This window comes from Desulfuromonas sp. TF, assembly GCF_000472285.1.
GTDB lineage: Bacteria > Desulfobacterota > Desulfuromonadia > Desulfuromonadales > ATBO01 > ATBO01.
In genome coordinates this window covers 264,784-282,443 of record NZ_KI421421.1, presented here as the reverse complement: position 1 = coordinate 282,443, position 17,660 = coordinate 264,784, and the positions used below count along the sequence as shown (strand labels likewise).

The following is a 17,660-nucleotide window of genomic DNA, read 5'->3' as shown; positions in this document are numbered from 1 at the left end:
CTCGGAGACGGTCATGCTGTCTTCCTCCTTTATGAGGGGTAATATCAGCTTACCATGCAGCGGCATGCTGTAAAGCCCCACCGGAAGAGAAAAGCCGTGGACTCATGGAGAAGGTCTGCGGATCTGTGGTTTTTGTCATTCAGGAGTCAGCCTGTTCCTGATGCGCCGATCCAGGTCTTGAAGCATCTCTTCTTCCTGGCGGATCTGCGAAGTGCAGTAGGACCAGCCCTGGAAAGCCGCCAGCCCCAGAACGGTTCCTCCGGCAACCAGCACAGCCCAGAAATTGTCGCTGAGGGCTTGGGCGTAGTGAAAAAATCCATAAAATGCCGTCAGATACAGGACATGGGTGTAATTCCTTCCATGCGGCTCCCCCCTGGCCATCCGCGACAGGATCAGGACCGAGGCGCTGAAGGCATAGATGACCAGCGCCAGCTGAATCATGCGCACCGGAGGCGCCGCGCCGAGCCATTGCCGGGCTCCGGCGGAAAGCTCGGGGAGCAGATCGAAACCTCGCGAGGCGGCAATACTGAGCGCCAGGAAAGCGGCGATCAGCCAGATCCCCCGGTTGGCTCGGGCTTGCAGACTATGGATTCTGTCCAGGATCTCCTGCCGAAGCCGGTCGGAATTCTGGTTCGATATCCCTTGGATAGGCTTTTGAATCATAGTCCTTCTCAGGCTCTGCGCCGTGACCTGCAGCACTTTCCGAAGACTCGTTCCGGGCGACCGCGATCCTGTGCAGGTGGCCGGCAAGTCGCTCAAGTTCCCCGCAGCCCCGGGGAAATTCCTCGTCTAAAATACCATTAGAAAGATTTTCAGTAAAGTCCGTCAGGCGCCGGATCGGAAGAAATACCTGATGGTTCAGCAGCGCCGCGACTCCACCGACGGTCAGCACCAGGATCATCAGGCTGAACAGGATCATTCGCAAACGTAAGGTGGCCAGGGCCGCCTTCTGCGGCGCCTGGTCGAGACCGATATCGAGCATGCCGAGCACCTTGCGCCGGCTGAGAGCCTCATGGCAGGCGCCGCCGACGCACGCCGGCTCGTTGTAGACGGGCGCCGTCACCGCCAGGATCTCCACTCCGCCGCCGTTGACGAAGCGCCGGGTCATCCGCGACAGTTCGGGATTGGCAACGGGAATCGGCCCGGAATGGCATCCGACACATCCTTCAGCGTTTTTGTCAAGGGTATGGGCCACTTCCTCGCTGTGCGCGGAAAACATCACCCGACCTTCCTTGTTGAAGATCCGGGCATGTTCGACGCCGCCTTGCGACCCGATATTCTGCAGAATATTGCGCAGGGTTTCACGATCGTCCCGCAGCATGGCGTAGCGGGTCGACTTCAGGACCGTCCCCGCCAGAGCCGCGGACTGCTCGGCGGCATGGTCGGCGAGATCTGATTTGACGACGGTATAGAAGAGAATGCAGCACATGACGACGAAGCCTGTAACCGCCAGGGCGACAGGCAAGATGGCCCTGGTACAAAGATTCTTTAACATGGCGACCTCTCTTGACGGAACTTCCCCCGACCCTTCCGTCCTCGCCGGCCCATCGCCGGCCCGCCCCCACGGCGAGCCGGCTCATCGGCCCCGGTCATTCGACATCAGCAATGCGATAAGCGCCCGAGGGGGCGGCAATCCCTTCCCGCAAGCCGCCAGGTTCCTCGGCCAGTTCGGTTTCGGTGGCCACCTCCTTGAGATCCTTAAGGCGATACAGGATCGGCAGCCGATAGAGGATGAAGCGGTAAGTCACGATGTACAGGGCAAAGATGGTAACGCTGACCATCACTTCCTTCCAGTGGGGAATCTCCTGGTAAAGATTCCAGTTGAAGGAGATCAGCGCGGTGTTCAGACGGTTCAGAACAATGCCGAAGACCGTCATAAAGGCCGCGAACCGCGCCAATCCTACCCGGTTATGATGGATGGCCCTGGCGAACAGGATCAGCGGAAGGATAACCCCGATACCAATTTCCAGCATGAACCACTGCCCCCAGCCGGTAGCCAGGTACGCCCATTCGTTGTCGTGGGCAACGCCGACCAGCTTGATGACCAGGTAGGTTATCAGCCCCATGCTCGCTCCCTTGGCCAGGGCGATGGTCAGGCGGTCGAGGTTCTCCTGAAAGGCCTCTCCGCAGCGCCAGCCCATGGTCTTCCTGGCGATGGTGCTGACCGCGATCACCATGCACAGGCCGCCGGGAATCGACGAGCAGAAAAAGAAGATCCACTGGAAGGACGACGAGTACCACAGGGGATGGACCTTGCCCGGTGCATAGGTGAAGAGCGCCCCCAGGGCTCCCTGGTGAAGAGTGGAAAGGATGATGGCCGGACACCGTCAGGCCAAGAGTGATGCGCCGGATGAAGCGCTTGCCCCACAGCCACCCCATCCACTCGAAAAAGGAGGAGGAAACCTCCGCGACCTGAACCGACAGATAGGTTGCCACATGCCAGCCGACCAGGAACAGGACGGCCGCTGGTCCGAAGGCGACCGTCATCGGGTACGGCAGGCGCCAGGGCTGGCCGAGGTCGACCAGCAGGTAGACGACGGCAAAGAGATAACCGAGCAGGCCGTTGAGCAGGGCCAGCCGCTCTATCGGCTCGAAATCGTGCCGGCCGAAAACCTCCACCGTGGTGCCGAGCATGAAGCCGGAGGCCGAGAGGGGCACCATGCGTTAAGAGGCCGAAACCGAGGAACAGCCCCCAGGGATAATCGTTTGAGCTGTGGGTCACCCAACCGAGACCGAAAAAGAAACGGCCGGCGATCAGCGGCAGCCCGACGACGAAGATCAGCCCCAGGATCCAGTTGAAGGGATTGCGCACGGCCTGTGCGAGATAGTCCCGCGGCGACAGGCCGAGCAGAAGTTTGCTTATCAGGCCTTCACGGCCGGAACCGAGTTCCTTGACCGACTCGGCTGGCGACCAGCCTCTTGCGAGCAGATGTTTCATTGTCTCGTCTCCTCCTGTTCCGGATGTTCATGATCTTCACCATGGTTCCCCTTGCGTGAAGAGAGCAGGTGGAAGCCGCTGAACAGGGCCGGCCAGATGGCCAGAACCATCGGCACCATGCTCAAAAAGTCCTTGACGTTATTGATGATCGGCTCCTTCTGCAAGGTGGTGTTGAAGCCGACCTGGTCGAACGGCACATTGGAGAGATACATCCAGGCCGTGCCGCCGACTTCCTTCTCACCGTAGATGTGATCCACATAAGTTCCCGGGTACATCTTGATCCGCTCCCTGGCGATCTTCAGCAGGTCGTTGCGATAACCGAAAGTGAGGGCTTCCTGGGGGCAGATCTCGACGCAGGCCGGGGGCTTGCCGTTTTTCAGCCGGGTCTCGTGGCAGAAGATGCACTTCTTGACCATCGGGTTAAGCACGCTCGAGTAGGAGTACGCCGGGATGTTGAATGGGCAGGCGACCATGCAGTTGCGGCAGCCGACGCAAACCTTGGAATTGTAAACGACCGCCCCTTCACTGGTTTTAGTATAGGCATTGACGAAGCAGGAGGTCAGGCACGCCGGTTCGTTGCAATGGTTGCATTGGACCTTTCGGTAAACAGGCTCCTGCTGCCCCTCCGGCTGGTAACGATTGACCACCGTGAGGTGATTTTCATCGGGGCGCCGCTTCTGGGTGCCGCCATGAAAAGTTCGGTCGAACACCGACGGATCATCGAAAGGCTCGCTGGGAGCTGGGAGCTGCTGCTCCTTGTTGCAGGCCGCTTCACAGCTGCGACAGCCGATGCAGCGGGTCAGGTCGACCAGGACCCCCATGCCGTCCGGGTAGCCCTCGAAGGTTGCCGCACCCATCGCCTTGCGGGCCGGGGCCAGGGCAGCGGCCGTGCCTCCGGCCAGGCTGGCCGCCAGAAAACGTCTACGATTTATCTTCATCTCTCATCTCCTTCATTCCCGAATGGATGGGTTAAACCACACAGCCAGGGATCAGTGACCCGCACCGTTTGCCGGAGCGGAAGACGGTGAGTAACTCCCCGAATGGAAAAAGGCATCTCCGGCATCGGTTCGTGCGTGGCAATCCTCGCAGCCGACAGGTCCACCCATCTCCTTGTGGCAGCCCATGCAGGAAAGATGGTAGGCCGCCTTGAGCCCCACCTGGTCCGTGTGATAAAGCTGGACATTCTGATCCTTGTCGCGCAGCACCTGTGCGGAAAAAGGCTCGGCCAGATGGCAATCCCGGCAGGAAACCGTCGCCGCCTGCTGGCCGGCATAGTGGCAGCCCTGGCATTCCTGGGGCTGAGGAATATCGCCGGTGGTGTGGTGATGGCAGGTGGCGCAATCGTCCGCCACCGCTTCATGCATGGCATGGTCGAAGTCGACCGCTTCGTAAAGGGAGGCCAGAGAGTCCAGGGCGACCTGGTCCGGCCCCTCTCCGGCCAGGGCGAATCCGGCCGGCAGAAAGGCAAGGGCTATTCCGGTGAAGGCAACGAGCAGGCATTTCCTGATGAGCATGACGACGTCCTCCTTTCTGGTTCGCATCACGCTCACCGTCCATCCCGCCCGGGAGCGTCAGTGTGATGGATATAACGATAGAACATCGGGAAAGAGATGAAGAACGCGACACAGATCAGGTACTCCACCCCTTTGATGTACTGATAGAAATCGACGAGGGTGACCACGGATCTCACCTCCCCGATCGACTGGAAAAAGTTCTGCAGCATCTCAATCATGGTTCATCTCCTTTGTCGTCGTCCAAAGTTACCGAAGAGTGGGTCAATGGGATTTGGCGCTTTTTTTCTCCCCGGCCGTCGCGGCCCCCTTGAAAAGCCCCTTGATCCAGCCGCACAGCATCATCAGCGCCGGGAAGAGTTGCACCATCAGGATCAGGGCGCAAAATCCGAGGAACCCCAAGACCAGAATGCCGCTGTTATAGGTCTGGGAGGTATCCACCGCGAAAGCCGGTGTGGCGACGAACAAAGACAGCAGTGCCGGTAACCCTTTCCCTGTTACTTTCATGTCATCCTCCTCTTGGTTGGTTGAATTATCGTACGGTCCACCGATTCGGTGGATCACCTCGGTTCCTGCTGGACCAGGCTGGCGAAGGCACAGCTTACCGCCTGGCGTATCTCTTCACTGTCTTCCGGCTGAACAGGGCGGAGGGCGTGATAGAAGATCCCTTCGCGCCGCAGCCTGCGAACCAGCGGCAGCGGCAGTTCTCCCGTAACCAGGATGACGGTCAGGTTGCGGTTGCATCGCTTGAGCAGCGGGATCAGATCCGCTGCCCGGACTTCGTCGAACTCGCTGCTCAGGATCACCACCTGCGCCGTCTTTTTCAGGACATCGTAGAGGGCACTTGCCGCCGAATCGGTCACCGTGACGTGATACCCCGCCTCGATAAAGAGATTCGCCATGCGTTTCCTGGATTCCAGATCTTGGTCGGCAATGAGTATTCCGCGCATCACATGCGCCTCCATGGCTGCCGTTCGGGCTTCATCCTGCGATCGGCTACTTGGCCTCGTCCTGCTTCACGATCTCAGAGACCTTGGTCTGCCGGGGCGCGAAGATTTCCTTGACGACAGAGAAAAAGACCATCAGGCTTGGAATGAGCTGGAACACGACAATGACCGCAAAGAAGCCGAGAAAGAGGGCGATCAGGAACCCGCCTCCCCCGCTTTCGGCCGCACCGGATGCCAGGGCTGAACCGGCAACTCCAAACAGCAGCAATCCTTGCACTACGAGCTTTTTCATGGCTTTCTCCTTTCCCCCAGGGGGCTGTGTTCCGTTACCCATGTCTAGTGCATTGGCCGTGCCTAATTTAAAATATTTTTAATTTTTACGTAACTTGCTGGTAATAAAGGCTTTTTAAATAACAATATCCGGGACAGCGGTTAGGGAGAAGGCAGCGACTGTATGAAGGAAATATGCACAGGAACCCGACCAGTCCCGGAGCGGTTCGCCATTTAAACATCTATCCTGTTGAATTAATTGAATTAACAATCACCTGTCCGGGATGTATAATGGTTTTGTACAACTGGATATAATATTAAATATTATTCACGTAATACTTGACTCGCCGGGTGGTTTGCCGGACAATTATGGGTGTGTTTTAATTTAAAGGGGGTTTACCGATGAACCAGGCCCAGATTCTTGTTATCGACGACGATGAGGTGATCAGGGAAGGTCTGCGCAGGGTCCTTGAGTCGAGAGGTTATGCCGTGGCCGTCTCACCGAGCGGACTTCTCGGGCTGGAGCGCATGAATCAGCATGATTTTTCCCTCGTCATCACCGATCTCAAAATGCCGGGAATGGGAGGGCTGGAGGTATTACGACAGATCCGGATTCTCCATCCCGGAGTGCCGATCATCATGATGACCGGTTATTCGACCGTGGAGACGGCCGTAGAGGCGATGAAAAACGGAGCGATCGACTATATCGCCAAGCCTTTCACCCCCGAGATCATCAGTGAAAAGGTGCGCAGCGCACTGGATCAGAAGCCCGTCCTGGTGGATGACATGCACCGGCAGTGTGAACTGCAGGAGATTCAGGCATTCGAAGACTTTATTGGCGGTAGCGGGGAAATGCAGCGGGTCTACCGGCGGATCATGCAGGTGGCGCCGACGGACAGTACGGTGCTTGTGACGGGCGAGAGCGGTACCGGCAAGGAGCTGGTTGCCCGGGCCATCCATCGCAAGAGCCCACGCCGCAATGCTCCCTTTGTCGCCGTCGATTGCACGTCCCTTGCGGAAAATCTTCTCGAAAGCGAGCTGTTCGGCCACATCAAGGGTTCTTTCACCGGTGCCAGCCAGACCAAGACCGGCCTGTTCAAGGTCGCGGATTCAGGAACTCTGTTCCTGGATGAAATCGCCAACATCAGCCTCACGACGCAGGCAAAGCTGTTGCGAGTCCTTCAGGAGCGGGCCGTACTGCCGATCGGTGGAACCCAGCCGGTTTCCATGGACATCCGGCTGGTGGCGGCGACCAACGCCAACCTGCCCGAGATGGTCGCCGCGGGCCGCTTCCGGGAAGACCTCTTTTTCCGCCTCAATATCATCCCCATCGAATTGCCGCCCCTGCGGGAAAGAAAAGGGGACCTTCGCCAACTGGTCGGTCATTTTCTGAACCGCTTTGCCGAAGAGCTCGGCAAGGACATGCGGGGGCTGGCTCCCGACGCCATGGCCCTCCTCGAGAACTACCATTTCCCCGGCAACGTCCGGGAGCTGGAAAATCTCATCGAGAGGGCAGTGGTCCTGGCGGAGGGAGATCTGGTTCAGCGCGTCGATCTGGAATTACAGGTTTCCGCAGAAAAAGACGGGGCGGGGCTGACGGAGGCGCCGCAGACCGTGGAAGAGCTGAAGGAACGCAAACGGCTGTTGCGGGAGCAGGCCGTCGACACCATCGAGAGGGCCTTCGTTTTGGATGCCATGCGCCGGAACAAATGGAATGTGACCCGGGCGGCCGAGGAAGTGGGCATGCTTCGTCCCAATTTCCAGGCACTTCTCAAGAAACAGGGCCTTTCGGCCCGCAACCGGCCCACGGGACTGGATGCATAGATGACGAGATGAGCCCCGCATGACGGCAAAAACAGACCGCCCGGTTACCCCAGCCCGGACGGAGGCCGATTCGCTCGGCGCGTGCGCATAACCGTCATCTATACTCGATCCTCTTCCTCTTCCGGCCATCTCAACGGCAGCAGCACCGTAAAAGTGGTTCCCGTCCCCACTAGGCTGTCCACCGTTATTTTTCCCCCATGATTTTCGACGATTCCGTAAGAAACAGACAGTCCGAGCCCCGTCCCGCCTTCCTCCTTGGTGGTGAAGAATGGGTCGAAGATCCGCTTGAGGTCGTTCTCCGGTATGCCGCTCCCGGTGTCGCTGAACCGGACGGCCAGATACTCTCCATCTTCAGAGAGCTCCGTTGCGAGGGCCAGGGATCCCCCCCCAGGCATGGCTTGGGCGGCATTGAGCAGAATATTCATGCATACTTGGCAGATCTGATTGCCGTCGACCAGGATCGGCGGCAGATCGGAAGCATAATGACGGGCGATATCGATATTGTGAAAGGTCGCCTGGTTCTCCAGCAGATGCAGAGTGTTGTCAAGCAGATGGTTGATCAATTCCGGCGCCTTGTGCGGGAGGGTCTCCCGAGAGAATTCCAGCAGGCGTCGAACTATCCCGGAACAGCGCTCCGTCTCCCGGTTAATGACCTCCATATCCTTCCGCATGTCCTGCGGCAAGCGGTCGTCTTCCAGAATCATGGAGGAGAAAACCATGATTCCCGTCAGCGGATTGTTGATTTCGTGGGCGATACCGGCCACCAGTTCCCCAAGTGACGCCAGCTTCTCCGAACGCGCCAGGTGGCCTTGTATATCCCGGATCTCGCGGGTGCGTTGCTCGACTTTGGTTTCCAGTGAACTGGCCAGTTCCCGCAATTCCCACTGCGCTTGACGCAGACTCCCGGTCATCTCGTTGAATGCCACTTCCAACTCCCCGAGTTCATCCCGGGCCAGCGGCTCGATGCGTCCCTCCAGGTCGCCGCTGGTCAGGCGCCGCGTATGAGCCAGCAGGTCGCGCACCGGCCGATGAACAAACCGGCCGGTGACGAAAGCCAGACTCAGAGCCAGGGCAAACAGCAGCCCAAAGGTGGACAGTATCATCTGCAGCCTGAAGCCGCTGATCTGGCTGGTCATTTCCTTCATAGAGACCGTGACATCCAGAACGCCGAGCAACTGGGCGCCAGGGGGATGAATATGACAGGCCGCAATGCTGCAGGTCGGCTGGTTGTAGATCCCCCTCGCCATCCCGATCACTTCTTCGCCGTCACTATCGATGAAATTACGGCTCCGTCTCATGGACGAAACGGCCACCAGGGGCGAATCACCATGCTTGCCATGGCACATATTGCAGGAGGCTCCGCTCTTGTCGACCTCGGTCCCGATTTCCCGCTCAAGCGTGGAGTAGCGGATCACGCCGTCCTTGTCGATCAGACGGATCTGCCTGACTCCTTTCTGGAACCCGACCTCTTCAATCGCCTGATATACTAGTTCCCGGTCATCCTCCAGCATCTGATGGTAGGTTGTCCGCAGGATCGTTTCACTGAGATTGTCGATATCCTTGACCGCCTCATCCTGAATGATCCGCTCCAGGGATCCGATACCAAAATAGGTGAACAAAACCATGGCCGTAACCAGAACGGCACTGGTGACCAGGGTGAATTTTGTGGTAAGGCGCAGACGCATGGGCTCACTCGACAGCATATAAAATTAATAGAATTTAACCGCATATCGAAGGGATTGCAAGCCTGTTCGCCCCGCATAGCCTGAGCAAGAGGCTTGCCAGCGATCGGGCGGACAGCGTACAATGCCGCTCGAAAAGCATTTTCTCAGGCGGAGATCAACGATGGAGACGGCCCCTTTTTCGGCCATCGGCGCCACAACCCTGATCGACGAATGTCGGCAGCGGTCGATCGAACTGCTGCGCGGCAACACGATCGCCGCCGGAATACTGGCCGCCTCCCCGTCGGCGCGGGCCGAGGGGCGCAATTACACCTGCATCTTCGGCCGCGACGCCGCGATCTGCTCCCTCGGCATGGCCGCTTCCGGAGAGCAGGAACTGATTTCCGGAGCGCGCGCCAGCCTGCTCACCCTGGCCGCCTTTCAGGCGGGAAACGGTCAGATCTCCAAGTTCGTGCGGCCGGAGACCGGAGAGGCCGACTTCTGGTATGCCGGCTGCATCGACGCCACCCTGTGGTGGCTGATCGCAGTTCGCCTCTTCGACCGCCTGGCTCCCGGCGAGGGACTTGAAAGACAGCTTGAGTCACAAATCAAACACGCTCTGCAGTGGCTCGGATGTCAGGAGCATCCGGTCTGGCACCTGCTGCAGCAGAACGAGGCCAGCGACTGGGCCGACATCATGCCCCGCTCGGGCTTCGTCCTCTACACCAATGCCCTGTGGTACTGGGTCAAGGGGCTCTACGGGCTGCCCGGCGCCGAATCCACGGCTCATCTTGCCAATCAGCTTCTCTCTCCCTTCGACGGGCCTGCGCCGGAGCATCGCCGCGTCGCCCTGATGGTCGACTACATCCGCAGGGAGGCGAAGCTGACCCCCTTCTACCTGAGCTTCGTCAATTTCTCTTTCTGGGGAGAAGAGGTCGACGTCTTCGGCAACCTGCTCGCCGCCCTCACGGGCCTGTCCTCGGCCGCCAAAGGGGAGAGGATCGTCGAGGGGCTTCTTTCCCTGGAAGCCAACCGCCCCTATCCCATCCGGGTGGTCGGCACGCCCATCGAGCCGGAGCACTCTCTATGGCGGGCCTACATGGAGCGCCACGGCCAGAATCTCCCCTTTCAGTACCACAACGGAGGCATCTGGCCCTTCGTCGGCGCCTTCTGGGCGCTCCTCCTCATCCGGCAGGGCCGCGGCGATGAAGCCCTTGCCGAGATGGAGCGCCTGGCCGCTCTCAATCGGATCAACGCCTGGGAGTTCAACGAATGGTTTCACGGCCGCACCGGTGTCCCCGGCGGGATGCCGGGACAATCCTGGAACGCCGCCCTCTTCCTCCTCGCCGCCGCCGCTCTCGAGAACGATCTGCCGCTGTTCGGATAAAAAATCCGGATCTGTTTCAGCAAAAAAGGACCGGCGAAGCGCCGGCCCTTTTTTTGATCGAAAGCTGAGGACAAGTCCTAGTGCATTCGGAAATCTCTGACCTGTCTTTCGGCTTCTTCCTTGGTTATTCCGTATTTTTCCTGCAGTTTGCCGACCAGCTTGTCTCTCTCGCCGGCGATCCTGTCCAGCTCGTCGTCGGTGAGCTTGCCCCACTGCTTCTTGATCTCACCCTTGACCTGCATCCATTGACCTTTCATTTGCTCGGTATTCATGAGTGATCTCCTTTCATTCAGGGGTTACAAGATCATTGTACCATATCATCAAATCCGTCAAATCGTCCGCCTTCTCCTGACGGATCTCATTAAACAGAACGGCCTCGGCTCTCCTCTGGCTGGATTCCTGCCTGCCCCGCGCCAAGGCAGAGCGCGGCATAGATCCTGGCGGCGGCTTCCACCTCCGACAATGAGGTCTGCTCGTCGGGGGTATGGGCGGTCTCCAGAGACCCGGGGCCGAGAACGAGGGGTTTGACCCCTGCTTCGAAAAAGAGGTTGCCGTCCGAGTGGGAGCGGAAAGGAACGAACTGCAGCGGCAGGTTCAGCCGGGGGAAGATGCTCTCCAGGATTTCCCCCAGCCGGTTGTCCCCCCCCAGATGGTAGCCCTGGGAGGCAAAATCGAAGGAGATCTCCAGGTTCAGCCCGGGGATGAACCGTTCGGCGCCGGACAGCCGTTCCTCCATCGCCCCGCGGATCTCTTTCGGATCGGTTTCGGGGGGAAGATGCAGATCGATCAACGCCTCGCAGCGGTCGGGGACGACGAATCCGGCCCGCGACGAGCTCATCTCCCGGATGGAGTAGACGATCTGGGAACTTTCGCGGTCGAACAGGGGGGCCTTGCCCAGATGCAGCAACACTCGCAGCATCGATTCGACGGCGTTGTGCCCCAACTCCGGCAGCGACGAATGGATGCGCCGCCCCTGGGTGACCAGAGACGCTTCCAGATAGCCGAAATGGCTGAAACAGGGTGCCAGGGAAGTCGGCTCGCCGATCACGACCCATGGGGGTCGGTGGCTCTGGAGAAAGGCGGCGCTGCCGTCGCCGTTCTCCTCCTCTCCCACAACCAGCAGCAGTCCCACCGGCGGCCGCTCCTCCTCCGGCAGTGTGGCCAGGGCCAGCCAGGCCTCCAGCATGGCGGCGCACCCCCCCTTCATATCGGCCGTACCCAGTCCGCGAACGATTCCCCATTCCTCCACGGGCCCGTATTCCTCGAGATCCCAAGCCGGCACCGTATCGACATGGCCGACCAGATAAAGGAGCGGCTCCCCCTGTCCCATGACCGCGTGCAGATTGTAGCGCTCCTCCTCCTCGACCTGCTGGCGCTCCACGGCAAGTCCCGCATCCCGGAGGATCTTTTCAAGGTAGAGCTGGACGTCCTCCTCCTTCCCCGAGGGGGAGTAGATGTCGACCATCTCCAGGAGGGTCCGGCGCAGGCGCTCAGGATCGACGGCCCCCCATACGCTGTCCAGCCGTTTGTCCATCATTCCGGCCTTTCCCCCTTGCGGCGACGCGGTCGGCGGCTCAGGTTCAATGTCATGTAGACATGCTGCTGAATGTTGCCGAACCCCTGCTTTTTGAAGAAGCGGATGCCGGCCTGATTGTCGGCATCGGTGTCGATGATCATCATGCGCACCCCTTGATCGACCATGCGCCGCTTGAGTTCACGGAAGAGCCTCTCTCCCGTCCCCCCCTTCTGCAGCCCCCGACGTACCCCGAGCCAGACAAGATAACCGTATTTCCAGGCCGAATGCTGTTTTTCCACGGTTGTCCCCAGAGCGAAGCCGAGGATCTCTTCATCGGCTTCGGCGACCAGGCAGAGCTCGCTGTCCGAGTTGAAAAGAGTGGTGATCTCATACTCATCCCAGGAGCGATACAGAACGGGGCTGTATTCGGAAGTGAATATTTCCTCGCCGATATGAAAGACCTCGGAGAGGTCATCGATGGTCATTTCGCGGATCCGAACAACCCGCTCCTTTTCGGCATCCATTTCGTTGATCATGCAGCCTTGCCTCCCAAAAGATAATGAATGACCAAAGTATAGCAGGCGAAAGAATCTTTGCCCTTTCCCCTCAAGTAAGAATCTGTAAACATAGGGGAAATCGGGAAACGGATTCCGAACGCACGAAAGGCCTCCATGGGGATGGAGGCCTTTCGCAATGCAAAAAAATTACAGGATGATGCACCCCATGTCATTGTCACGGAGACAGTGTAGCGAGTCTCTAAAGGATCTCCACCAGTTCGACCTCAAAGGAAAGGTCTTCTCCGGCCAGGGGATGGTTGGCGTCCAGGGTGATCTCCTCGTCGGTCACTTCGACCACGGTCACAATGACGCTCTCGTCGTCCTCTCCGGTGAGTTCAAGCTCCTGCCCTTCCTCGGGATGGATATGGTCCGGAACCTCGCTGCGTTTTATCGAGAAGACCTGCTCTTCGTCATATTCACCGAAAGCCTCCTCGGAGGGAATGACGACGGTCTTTTTCTCTCCCGGCGCCATTCCGATCAGCGCCTCCTCGACCAGAGGAAAAAATTCCTCTTCACCGATGATCAGCTCCATGGGCCCGGTTTCGCAGCCGCAATCATCGGTCCCGCATTCATCCGAACTGCAATCGTCATCTGCAAAGGTGGTGTCAAAAACGGTTCCGTCCTCGAGGGTTCCGGTAAAGTTGATTGCAACTCGGTCGCCCTTTTTCGCCTGTGCCATTTTGAATTTCCTTCCTGTTCGTGGTAATTGGTTTGCGCCCATAGTACGGGTAACTGTATCAGGAATCCATCAAAAAGAGATGAACGGGAAGCGGCGTCAAAGGAATCCGGAGTCCGGCGCCTCCGGGGCGGTGGTTTGAATCACGCCCTCAAAAAACCATCTCGGATCTGATACAATTTGCCTGAAGAAAGCAACCCAAATGGAATACGAGACAGGTATGGCGAATCGGCGTTCATTCAGGGAGATCTTTCCTGTACTGGCGACAGTCGCCCTTGCCGTGCTTCTGGTTCTGCTCCTGAGCTTCATCGACATCCTGACCGGAGAAATCTCCTTCTCCATTTTTTACCTGCTGCCGATCTATCTGGTCACCTGGCGGCTGGGCCGCTGGCCGGGCTTTGCCTTCTCGCTGTTCAGCGCCATCGCCTGGCTGATCGCCGACAATATCGAAGATTACACATTTACCCTGGCCCATTACTGGAACATGCTGGTGAGGCTGGCGTTTTTCCTCCTGACGGTCTACCTGGTCTCGGCGTTGAAGGTCACGGAACAGCGACGCCGGTCCCTGGAGAAGATCTTTTATCACGACATCCTTAATGTGGCAGGCAGCATCCGCGGCTTTGCGGAACTGCTCCAGGCCCACCCCGATATCGACAAAAAGGAAATTTATCACTGGCTGCAAGCCGCGGCGGAACAAAGCATCGATCAGATCGAAACCCAGCGCGCCCTCGCAGCCGCCGAGCACGACGAACTCCCGATTGAACCTTCGATTCTGAATTCTCTGGAGATCATCCGCCAGACCGTTCAATTCTACCAGTATCATCCCGCCGGCAAAAACCGCCATATTCGGATTGCACGCGATGCCGAAGGGATAACCTTCACCGGCGACCAGGTCCTGATCAACCGGATACTCGGCAACATGGTGAAAAATGCCCTGGAGGCTTCCCGTTCGGGAGAACCGGTCACCATCGGCTGCAGAGCGACAGACGGCGGGGTCGAATTCAGCGTTCACAATTCGGGAGCTGTCCCCAGGGATGTGAGGGACCGGATTTTCACAAGGTCCGTCAGCACCAAGGGAGCCGGACGGGGACTGGGGACCTACAGCATTCACGTGCTGAGCAGATACCTGAAGGGCAAGGCCTCTTTCACCAGCTCGGAAGAGGAGGGAACCACTTTCCGAGTGTGGTTTCCCGGGGAATATCAAAAAAACGGATGAGTACGTAACGGAACGTCACCCGATCCCGTCATCCCCCTTCCAGGTGCAGAGGATGTTCTCTTCCAGCCAGGGGAATTCCCCCTCCAGGACCTTGCGGGACAGGTCGTAAACTCTCCTGTCGTCATTGCAATATGCCTCTCGGCGCAGGCTGCCGATGCGCCGACGCGCCTGCCGGCAGAACAGATCGGCCAATTCTTCAGCGCCTGAGGGAGCCTGCGGGCTCCCCGCCCGCGAAAGCACCGCCCCCATGGCGAAGAGTTCCACCCCCACATCCACCAGCCGCGCCAGCACCATCTGCTTTCTCTGCAGACCCTGCCCGTGGCGCACCATCATGTGGAAAAGATCCCGTGCCAGGCGGCGGGAGGCATTTTCGACATATCGCAGATGCCTCCTCAGCCCCGGAGGGAGCGAGACGTTCCGTGAGGCACTGCAACCTGGTCGGAGCAGCCCCGGATACCAGCGGATGTAGAACCTGAAAGCCTTTTTGAAGTCCACCGGATCACCAATGGAGGTGATGCCGGTCGCCTTGAGATGGGGGTCGAGAGCCTCGCGGGCGATGAAGAGGTGCAGGATCTCGCTCGTCCCCTCGCCGATGAGATAGAGGCGGGCGTCCCGCAGCATTCGCTCGACGGGAATACCCGCCTCGCCGCGGCCCCGCAGGCTGTCAGCGGTCTCATAGCCGCGCCCGCCGCGCACCTGCAGGGTCTCGTCGAGGGCGCGCCACATCGCCTTGGTGCAGAAGAGCTTGTCGGCCGCCGCCTCCAGGCGGAGGTCCGGCTCCCCCCGGTCTGCGAAGGTCGCCCCAAGCCAGGCCAGACTGTCGACGGCGAAGGCATCGGCGGCGATGCGGGCGATCTTGGCCGCCACCGCCTCATGGCGCCCTACCGGCACGCCCCACTGACGCCGCTCGTTCCCCCAAATGCGGCAGATGGTCAGGGCGTGCTTCATGACCCCCCCGCAAAAGGCCGGAATGGAGAGCCGCCCTATGTTGAGGGTGCGCAGAGCCAGCTTCAGTCCCTCGCCGACACCGGTGAGAATATCTTCTCCTGAGACCCGGACGTTGTGAAAGGAGAGAAGGCCGTTGCGGATCCCCTTAAGTCCCATGAAATCGCAGCGGTGCTCTGTGACAAGACCCTCTGATTTCCCCTCCACAATAAAGGCAGTGATCTCGGGGCGGTCCGCCTCGGGGTCGTTGGTGCGCGCCGTCACCACCAGCAGTTCGGCAATCGGTCCGTTGGTCGTCCACAGCTTACGGCCGTTGATGAGCCAGGCCGAGCCGTCTTCGCTGGGGACGGCGGTCGTGGTCATATGCGAGGGGTCCGAGCCGACCCCCGGCTCGGTCAGGGCGAAGGCGCTGATCGCGCCGGCGGCCAAACGCGGAAGATACCTGCGCCTCTGTTCCTCGGTGCCGAACATCATCACCGGCTGGGAAACGCCGATGCTCTGGTGCACCGAAAGAAGCAGCGCCGTCGATCCGCAATGGCTGGCGACCAGATGAAGGATGCGGTTGTAGTTGATCTGGGACAATCCGAGGCCCCCGTACTCGCGAGGGATCTTGATGCCGAAGAGACCCATCTCCCGCAGCCCCTCGATCACGCTCCGGGGCACCTCCTTCTCCCGGTCGATGCGGTCCGCATCCACGTGTTCTTCCAGGAAGGATTTCAGCTTTTCCAGAACCGCATCTCCGGCGGCCTTTTCCCCGGGATCCTGCGCCGGCCAGGGAAAGATCATCCCGGTTCTCAGGCGGCCCATGAACAGCTCGCCCAGAAAGCTTGGATTCGTTCCTCCGGCTTCTCGGGCCGCCTCCGCAGTAGCCAGGGATTTCTTCTCTTCCGCACCATGTTCCATATTCTAAAAAATAGCAGGTATTCAGCGGTTTGCTTCTCATTGCAAACCGCTTAGGCCTTCCCGGAACGAATCTGACAAAAAGAGACAGCGGGCTTCCGTCCTTTCCCCGGATCATTCTCCGCCTTCTTTTTCCAGCCCCGAATTAAACGGCTTCCAGTCTTCGCCATACTGGCTTGCCCTTTGCAGAGGCATCTGATCAGGGATGTGGGGAGATGGCCATAGCTTCGGCATCAAAGCAGCGGCCTTCCATGCTATGAAGGAGGGTAATCTGGCGTGGCGTCCGGGCAATGCCGCAAATCGGGGAAAGGGCAAGGGCAAAAACAAAAGGGGATAGAAAAGACATGGCTTGGCTGAATGCGGCAAACAGAAAAAACGCTGGAAGAAGGCAAAAGATCCTCCATAACAACCAGACCGTTCTGATCCGGAGAGGTCTTATCGCCCTCGAAAATGGAAACACCCGGTTGGCCCGTTTTCATTTTGAGGAAGCCTCCGGATATGAGCGCACACCCGTCGTCCTCTCCTGTCTCGGCTATTGCCTGGCCAGGGAAGAGAAGGATATGGAGAAGGCTTTCGCCCTTTGCCGCGAAGCGGTCCGCAGGGAACCGGGAAATCCTCTCCATCATCTCCATCTCGGTCGGGTCTTTCTCATCGCCGGGGAGAAGGAGCTGGCCGTCACGGCTTTTCGCACGGGCTTGAACTTCGGCGAACACCCTGAACTGCTGGCAGAACTGAAAAGAATGGGGATGCGGCGTCCGCCCCTTTTCACTTTCCTGAGCCGCCGACATCGCCTCAACAAATGCTGCGGCTTTCTTCTCACCCGCCTGGGACTGCGCTTCCTTCTCCATCCGACGGAGACCACCCAGGGGCAAAGCTGATTCCCTCTTATTCCTTGGATAGGCTCAGGGGCCGGCCATTGATCTGACGGCTCTTCCGGAGCATACTCATCCAGGTTGACGAAGGATGGATTTCCCCGGAACTCCCCCCTCCTTCGAGAAGGTCGACGCCTATCTGATAGACCAGGGTGGCGGGAAGCTCTTTCTGCCCTACCCGGGTCATCGGCGATCCCTCGCCCGAAGCGCCGTTCTTTTCGAAGTCACCGAGTCGCGCCAGAAATGCTTTCGCCTTCTTGTGCCCGAGCCGAGCCGCAAGCCTCCACCATCTTACCGCTTGATCAAAATCTTTTTCGAAGCCATCACCGCGCCAGTAAAATGAACCAACTCCGAACATGGCATCCACATCACCCAGGGCCGCCCCCTTGAATGTTTCCACCATTTTGGAGAATCTCTCCAGACGCTCCCCCGCATAACGG

Annotated in this window: 20 protein-coding genes; 4 read left to right on the top strand and 16 right to left on the bottom strand. The window is 59.0% G+C overall.

Annotation, left to right across the window (positions count from 1 at the left end; translation table 11 throughout):
* Window positions 1–135 precede the first annotated feature (135 nt).
* The 9 genes from DTF_RS0112610 to DTF_RS23405 all read right to left on the bottom strand — a co-directional run bounded on the left by DTF_RS0112610 (window position 136) and on the right by DTF_RS23405 (window position 5,688).
* Complete coding sequence (locus DTF_RS0112610) at window positions 136–663, bottom strand: hypothetical protein (protein WP_051361277.1); 528 nt, start codon at window positions 661–663, stop codon at window positions 136–138.
* The gene (locus tag DTF_RS23425; RefSeq protein WP_051361276.1) at window positions 584–1,495 is read right to left on the bottom strand and encodes a hypothetical protein; all 912 of its coding nucleotides are present in this window, start codon (window positions 1,493–1,495) and stop codon (window positions 584–586) included. The genes DTF_RS0112610 and DTF_RS23425 overlap by 80 nt, the downstream gene beginning before the upstream one ends.
* A 94-nt stretch (window positions 1,496–1,589) precedes the next feature.
* Window positions 1,590–2,177, bottom strand: a complete 588-nt coding sequence (locus DTF_RS27265) for a hypothetical protein (protein ID WP_226989328.1) — start codon at window positions 2,175–2,177, stop codon at window positions 1,590–1,592.
* Between the two features lie 757 nt (window positions 2,178–2,934).
* A complete protein-coding gene (locus tag DTF_RS23415) occupies window positions 2,935–3,870 on the bottom strand; it encodes a 4Fe-4S dicluster domain-containing protein (protein WP_035057256.1) in 936 nt (311 codons plus the stop codon).
* Between the two features lie 57 nt (window positions 3,871–3,927).
* On the bottom strand, window positions 3,928–4,479 hold the full coding sequence (locus DTF_RS0112590; protein WP_155890807.1) for a cytochrome c3 family protein: 552 nt from the start codon (window positions 4,477–4,479) through the stop codon (window positions 3,928–3,930).
* A gap of 5 nt (window positions 4,480–4,484) precedes the next feature.
* Window positions 4,485–4,670, bottom strand: coding sequence for a hypothetical protein (locus DTF_RS23410; protein ID WP_035056995.1), 186 nt, complete (start codon window positions 4,668–4,670; stop codon window positions 4,485–4,487).
* A gap of 43 nt (window positions 4,671–4,713) precedes the next feature.
* The gene (locus tag DTF_RS0112580; protein ID WP_027715602.1) at window positions 4,714–4,956 is read right to left on the bottom strand and encodes a hypothetical protein; all 243 of its coding nucleotides are present in this window, start codon (window positions 4,954–4,956) and stop codon (window positions 4,714–4,716) included.
* Window positions 4,957–5,009: 53 nt separating this feature from the next.
* Complete coding sequence (locus DTF_RS0112575; RefSeq protein ID WP_027715601.1) at window positions 5,010–5,399, bottom strand: response regulator; 390 nt, start codon at window positions 5,397–5,399, stop codon at window positions 5,010–5,012.
* Between the two features lie 46 nt (window positions 5,400–5,445).
* Window positions 5,446–5,688 carry a hypothetical protein gene (locus DTF_RS23405; RefSeq protein WP_035056992.1) on the bottom strand — a complete coding sequence of 81 codons (243 nt, stop codon included), beginning with the start codon at window positions 5,686–5,688 and terminating at the stop codon, window positions 5,446–5,448.
* Between the two features lie 380 nt (window positions 5,689–6,068).
* Between DTF_RS23405 and DTF_RS0112565 the strand changes: the two genes are divergently transcribed.
* A complete protein-coding gene (locus DTF_RS0112565) occupies window positions 6,069–7,490 on the top strand; it encodes a sigma-54 dependent transcriptional regulator (protein ID WP_027715600.1) in 1,422 nt (473 codons plus the stop codon).
* Window positions 7,491–7,588: 98 nt separating this feature from the next.
* On the opposite strand, the gene DTF_RS0112560 is transcribed toward DTF_RS0112565, so the two are convergent.
* Window positions 7,589–9,175 carry a sensor histidine kinase gene (locus tag DTF_RS0112560; RefSeq protein WP_027715599.1) on the bottom strand — a complete coding sequence of 529 codons (1,587 nt, stop codon included), beginning with the start codon at window positions 9,173–9,175 and terminating at the stop codon, window positions 7,589–7,591.
* Window positions 9,176–9,335: 160 nt separating this feature from the next.
* On the opposite strand from DTF_RS0112560, the gene DTF_RS0112555 reads away from it, so the two are divergent.
* The gene (locus DTF_RS0112555; protein WP_051361275.1) at window positions 9,336–10,538 is read left to right on the top strand and encodes an amylo-alpha-1,6-glucosidase; all 1,203 of its coding nucleotides are present in this window, start codon (window positions 9,336–9,338) and stop codon (window positions 10,536–10,538) included.
* A gap of 77 nt (window positions 10,539–10,615) precedes the next feature.
* Here the strand turns inward: DTF_RS0112555 and DTF_RS0112550 are convergent, their stop codons facing one another.
* The 4 genes from DTF_RS0112550 to DTF_RS0112535 all read right to left on the bottom strand — a co-directional run bounded on the left by DTF_RS0112550 (window position 10,616) and on the right by DTF_RS0112535 (window position 13,290).
* The gene (locus tag DTF_RS0112550) at window positions 10,616–10,810 is read right to left on the bottom strand and encodes a CsbD family protein (protein WP_027715597.1); all 195 of its coding nucleotides are present in this window, start codon (window positions 10,808–10,810) and stop codon (window positions 10,616–10,618) included.
* An 89-nt stretch (window positions 10,811–10,899) separates the two neighbouring features.
* On the bottom strand, window positions 10,900–12,072 hold the full coding sequence (locus tag DTF_RS0112545) for a M20/M25/M40 family metallo-hydrolase (protein WP_027715596.1): 1,173 nt from the start codon (window positions 12,070–12,072) through the stop codon (window positions 10,900–10,902).
* The gene (locus DTF_RS0112540) at window positions 12,072–12,590 is read right to left on the bottom strand and encodes a GNAT family N-acetyltransferase (RefSeq protein ID WP_081702951.1); all 519 of its coding nucleotides are present in this window, start codon (window positions 12,588–12,590) and stop codon (window positions 12,072–12,074) included. The genes DTF_RS0112545 and DTF_RS0112540 overlap by 1 nt, the downstream gene beginning before the upstream one ends.
* A 220-nt stretch (window positions 12,591–12,810) precedes the next feature.
* Window positions 12,811–13,290, bottom strand: coding sequence for a peptidylprolyl isomerase (locus tag DTF_RS0112535; protein ID WP_027715594.1), 480 nt, complete (start codon window positions 13,288–13,290; stop codon window positions 12,811–12,813).
* A 217-nt stretch (window positions 13,291–13,507) separates the two neighbouring features.
* Here DTF_RS0112535 and DTF_RS23400 point away from each other — a divergent pair, with 217 nt between their 5' ends.
* Window positions 13,508–14,503, top strand: a complete 996-nt coding sequence (locus tag DTF_RS23400) for a HAMP domain-containing sensor histidine kinase (RefSeq protein ID WP_051361274.1) — start codon at window positions 13,508–13,510, stop codon at window positions 14,501–14,503.
* Window positions 14,504–14,518: 15 nt separating this feature from the next.
* On the opposite strand, the gene DTF_RS23395 is transcribed toward DTF_RS23400, so the two are convergent.
* Window positions 14,519–16,351 carry an acyl-CoA dehydrogenase family protein gene (locus tag DTF_RS23395; RefSeq protein ID WP_051361273.1) on the bottom strand — a complete coding sequence of 611 codons (1,833 nt, stop codon included), beginning with the start codon at window positions 16,349–16,351 and terminating at the stop codon, window positions 14,519–14,521.
* A gap of 341 nt (window positions 16,352–16,692) precedes the next feature.
* Here DTF_RS23395 and DTF_RS23390 point away from each other — a divergent pair, with 341 nt between their 5' ends.
* On the top strand, window positions 16,693–17,226 hold the full coding sequence (locus DTF_RS23390) for a M48 family metallopeptidase (RefSeq protein WP_155890806.1): 534 nt from the start codon (window positions 16,693–16,695) through the stop codon (window positions 17,224–17,226).
* Between the two features lie 7 nt (window positions 17,227–17,233).
* Here DTF_RS23390 and DTF_RS0112515 read toward each other — a convergent pair.
* Window positions 17,234–17,660, bottom strand: a 427-nt coding sequence (locus DTF_RS0112515; RefSeq protein ID WP_369798566.1) for a tetratricopeptide repeat protein, incomplete at its 5' end; no start/stop codon positions are given.

Bases quoted from the DNA above. Each gene is read 5' to 3' on its own strand.
- DTF_RS0112610 (WP_051361277.1), bottom strand. From the start codon at position 663: ATGATTCAAAAGCCTATCCAAGGGATATCGAACCAGAATTCCGACCGG.
- DTF_RS23425 (WP_051361276.1), bottom strand. From the start codon at position 1,495: ATGTTAAAGAATCTTTGTACCAGGGCCATCTTGCCTGTCGCCCTGGCG.
- DTF_RS27265 (WP_226989328.1), bottom strand. From the start codon at position 2,177: ATGGTGATCGCGGTCAGCACCATCGCCAGGAAGACCATGGGCTGGCGC.
- DTF_RS0112590 (WP_155890807.1), bottom strand. From the start codon at position 4,479: ATGCGAACCAGAAAGGAGGACGTCGTCATGCTCATCAGGAAATGCCTG.
- DTF_RS23410 (WP_035056995.1), bottom strand. From the start codon at position 4,670: ATGATTGAGATGCTGCAGAACTTTTTCCAGTCGATCGGGGAGGTGAGA.
- DTF_RS0112580 (WP_027715602.1), bottom strand. From the start codon at position 4,956: ATGAAAGTAACAGGGAAAGGGTTACCGGCACTGCTGTCTTTGTTCGTC.
- DTF_RS0112575 (WP_027715601.1), bottom strand. From the start codon at position 5,399: ATGCGCGGAATACTCATTGCCGACCAAGATCTGGAATCCAGGAAACGC.
- DTF_RS23405 (WP_035056992.1), bottom strand. From the start codon at position 5,688: ATGAAAAAGCTCGTAGTGCAAGGATTGCTGCTGTTTGGAGTTGCCGGT.
- DTF_RS0112565 (WP_027715600.1), top strand. From the start codon at position 6,069: ATGAACCAGGCCCAGATTCTTGTTATCGACGACGATGAGGTGATCAGG.
- DTF_RS0112560 (WP_027715599.1), bottom strand. From the start codon at position 9,175: ATGCGTCTGCGCCTTACCACAAAATTCACCCTGGTCACCAGTGCCGTT.
- DTF_RS0112555 (WP_051361275.1), top strand. From the start codon at position 9,336: ATGGAGACGGCCCCTTTTTCGGCCATCGGCGCCACAACCCTGATCGAC.
- DTF_RS0112550 (WP_027715597.1), bottom strand. From the start codon at position 10,810: ATGAATACCGAGCAAATGAAAGGTCAATGGATGCAGGTCAAGGGTGAG.
- DTF_RS0112545 (WP_027715596.1), bottom strand. From the start codon at position 12,072: ATGGACAAACGGCTGGACAGCGTATGGGGGGCCGTCGATCCTGAGCGC.
- DTF_RS0112540 (WP_081702951.1), bottom strand. From the start codon at position 12,590: ATGATCAACGAAATGGATGCCGAAAAGGAGCGGGTTGTTCGGATCCGC.
- DTF_RS0112535 (WP_027715594.1), bottom strand. From the start codon at position 13,290: ATGGCACAGGCGAAAAAGGGCGACCGAGTTGCAATCAACTTTACCGGA.
- DTF_RS23400 (WP_051361274.1), top strand. From the start codon at position 13,508: ATGGCGAATCGGCGTTCATTCAGGGAGATCTTTCCTGTACTGGCGACA.
- DTF_RS23395 (WP_051361273.1), bottom strand. From the start codon at position 16,351: ATGGAACATGGTGCGGAAGAGAAGAAATCCCTGGCTACTGCGGAGGCG.
- DTF_RS23390 (WP_155890806.1), top strand. From the start codon at position 16,693: ATGGCTTGGCTGAATGCGGCAAACAGAAAAAACGCTGGAAGAAGGCAA.